Here is a 3,185-nt window from a genome sequence, read left to right on the forward strand (position 1 = left end):
GCGGTGAAGTGCGGGCCGGGCGCGGGCCGCGGGTAGCCGTAGCCGCCGGGGCCCGGCACGGCCTGCGGCGGCATGGCACCGGCCCGGCCGCCCGCCGGCGCCGGCTCGCCGAGCAGGCCGTGCACCAGCGAGCCGCCCATGAAGAGGATGGCGTAGGCGCCCGCCAGCAGCGACGCGGGGTCGTCCCCCTCCGGGTCGCTCGGCACGGACACCAGCAGCACCAGGTAGACCACGGTCAGCGTGGCGAACAGCCCGAACACCAGCCAGTCGAGCCGTCGTCGGCCGAGCAGCGCGAAGCGCAGGGAGGGCACCCAGGCGAGCAGGCCGAGGGACCACACCGGGAAGGTGGCGAAGAGCACGCGTAGAGCCACGCGGGTACCGGCGCCGGACGCTCGGGGGCCTCCCGGGTTCGGTACCGGAGGCGGTGTGCCGGCCGGGCCGTACATCTGCGCTCCCAGACATCGGCGGACTGTCGCTCTGCGCCGCCCGCTGCGGACTTCTGCTGGCGGCAGCGTATACAGCGAAGTCCCCGACGCGCGCGTCAGTCCGGGGTCACGGTTCCCTCGGCGAGACCGTCGTGGAGGCCCTGCACGAGCAGGCGGCCCAGTTCCGCCGCCCGCGCCAGCGAGTCCTCGAACTCGGCGAGCGCCCGGAAGCGTTCGGCGTGCGGACGCTGGTCGGCGAGGGCGAGCCGCGGAAGCCGCAGCCGGCGCACGTCGAGCCGGGCGGCGCTGGAGGTGTAGCTGCTGGCCTGGCGGGCGTTGCCGGTGGCGCGGAGGAACCCGGCCACGAACCAGGGGTCGAGGTGGTCGGGGTCGACGCGCAGGAGGCAGTGCGGGCGGGCGAGTTCGGTGCCCGCGTCGGCGGCGGTCAGCACGCGCGGCACGCCCGGACCGAGCACCGGTACCAGCACGTCGCCCTCGCACACGGCGACCGGTGTGCTCTCGCCTCCGGACGTGAGGACACGCAGCGCCCCCGACCTGGCCAGTTCACCGACGGTGACGTCGGGGCCCGGCGGGCGGGGCCTCGCGCTGCGCGCCGCGTGCGGAACGGACTCGGTCAACAGCCTCAGCCGGTCGAGCAGTTCACGGTGGGTGTCGGCGAGGGCGGCGGCGCCCGCCCGGGTGTCGGCGGGCGGCAGGTGGCGGGCCGGGGCCAGGTCCACCTCGTCGTCGAGGAGGTCGATCACCGGGACCGCGGCGCTGACACCGGGCCGGTCGGGACCGGGGGCACCCGCCTCGCCGGGGGTGCCCGACTCCCCGGGGACGCCCGCCTGGCCGGGGGCGTCGAAGGCGTGCCAGGTCTGAAGGACGGTCGCACGCAGCGCGGGCCAGTCCAGGCCGTCCCGGCCGGCGGGGCGGTGCGGGGCGGCGCAGTCCATGACCAGCAGCCGCGGCTCGGGCGCCTCGGCGGGGCCACCGGGCCGACGCAGCACCCACAGGTGCAGGGCGAGGCTGTGCGGCGGCGCGGCTCCGGCCGGCAGCGCGATCACCGCGCGCAGCGCGCCCCGGCGCAGCAGCGCGGCCCGCACCCGGCGTCCGGTGCGCCGGGAGGCGGCGGCCGGCGGCATCAGCAGCACGGCCGTGCCGCCGGGCCGCAGCGCCGCCAACGCGTGCTGCACCCAGGCGAGTTCGGATTCGGTGCGGGCGGGCAGGCCGTATTCCCAGCGGGGGTCGTACGCCAGCTCCTCGTGCCCCCAGTTGCGCTCGTTGAACGGCGGGTGGCACAGGACGACGTCGGCCTCGTCCTCGGGCGGTCCGGCGCGCAGCGCGTCGCCCGCCCGGACGGTGACGACCGGAGGCCGCCCCCCGGGCGCTCCCGCCGCACCGGAGGCGCCGGCGGCGAGGCGGAGCGCGGCGAGGCGGGCGAGCACGGGGTCGAGTTCCACGCCGGTCAGGGTGCGCGGGGCGGAGTGGTGGGCGGCCGCGGCGAGCAGTGCGCCGGTGCCGCACGCGGGGTCGACCACGGCCTCGCCCGGTCCGGCGAGCGCGGCCATCAGCGCGGCGGCGTCCGGCGGGGTGGGGGTGTACTGGCGGGTGTTGGTCTCGAAGTAGCGGTCGAGGAGGAAGTCGAGCGCCTCGCCGGTGCCGATCTCGTCGGCGAGTTCGGCGAGCGGGCCGCGTTCGGCGGGCTTCCGGGCGCGCAGCAGCCGCTCACCGGCGTCCGCCAGCGCCTCGCCCGCGCCTCTCGGGTCGGCTTCCAGTCGCTGCCACAGGCGTTCGCGCGGCGGTACCTCGGCGAGCTTGCCGTGGGCGCGCAGCCAGTCCTCGACCTCGGCGAGGTCGAAGGCCGGGCTGGTCTCGGTGCCGCCGACGGGCTGCGGGAAGTCCGGGTGGCGGCGTCGCCAGTTGCTGACGGCGGCCCGACCGACGCCGGCGAGCCGCGCGATTCCGGCGGCGGTCACCTCTGGCGCGCTGTCTGTCATCGCCCAGGCTCCTTCCTCGCCCGCGCGGCGGGCGCGGGACACCCAGAGCATACCCACGCCTCGATTCACTCCGTGAACTCTTTGAAACGACAGATGCGTGTTGACTCGATTCACAAGCCATGCTGTTATTGACGCATCGGTTCACCAGGGGGGTCGAACCGAGCCACGAAGGGATCAGCCATGTCCGCGAAGTCCGCTCTGCCGCGCACCCGTTCGCTGCTCGCCGCCGGCGCCGCCGCGCTCATCGCCGTCGGCGGCCTCACCGCCTGCGGCGAGGAGGAGCCCACCAGGGAGAAGAGCAGCTCCTCCCAGCAGGACGGCGCCAAGAAGGACGCGCCGAAGGAGGACGACAACAGGCAGATGGCGCCGGGCGACACCGCCAGCTACAAGAACGGCCTCAAGATCACCGTGTCGAAGGCCACCGCCTACACCCCGGGCGAGTTCGCCGCCGGACACAAGAACGGCAACAAGGCCTACACCGTCACCATCAGCCTGGAGAACACCGGCGAGAAGGACATCAAGGCCGTCCTCGTCGACGTCAACGCCCGCGCCGGGGACGAGGGCAAGAAGGCCGACAAGATCTTCGACAGCGAGAACGAGGCGGAGAACACCTTCGACGGCGAGCTGCTGCCCGGCAAGAAGGCCACCGCCACCTACGCCTTCTCCACCCCGGCCGACGCGAAGCAGCTGGACGTCGAGGTCCGCTACATCGACTTCACCAGCAAGGCGGCCCACTGGAAGCTGCCGCTGTGACCAGCGA

General features: G+C 75.0%; 2 protein-coding genes and 1 pseudogene. 1 reads left to right on the top strand and 2 read right to left on the bottom strand.

The genetic code is table 11. The annotated features are described in order from the left end of the window. Window positions 1-371 (bottom strand): annotated as a pseudogene (locus GL263_RS24030) (hypothetical protein); the annotation flags it as partial. A 170-nt stretch (window positions 372-541) separates the two neighbouring features. Further along, a complete protein-coding gene (locus GL263_RS24035) occupies window positions 542-2,425 on the bottom strand; it encodes an N-6 DNA methylase (protein WP_182857842.1) in 1,884 nt (627 codons plus the stop codon). Window positions 2,426-2,605: 180 nt separating this feature from the next. On the opposite strand from GL263_RS24035, the gene GL263_RS24040 reads away from it, so the two are divergent. Next, window positions 2,606-3,178: a DUF4352 domain-containing protein gene (locus GL263_RS24040; protein ID WP_182857843.1), complete on the top strand. Its 573-nt coding sequence runs from the start codon at window positions 2,606-2,608 to the stop codon at window positions 3,176-3,178. Window positions 3,179-3,185 lie beyond the last annotated feature (7 nt).

Source organism: Streptomyces durbertensis (assembly GCF_014156695.1).
GTDB lineage: Bacteria > Actinomycetota > Actinomycetes > Streptomycetales > Streptomycetaceae > Streptomyces > Streptomyces durbertensis.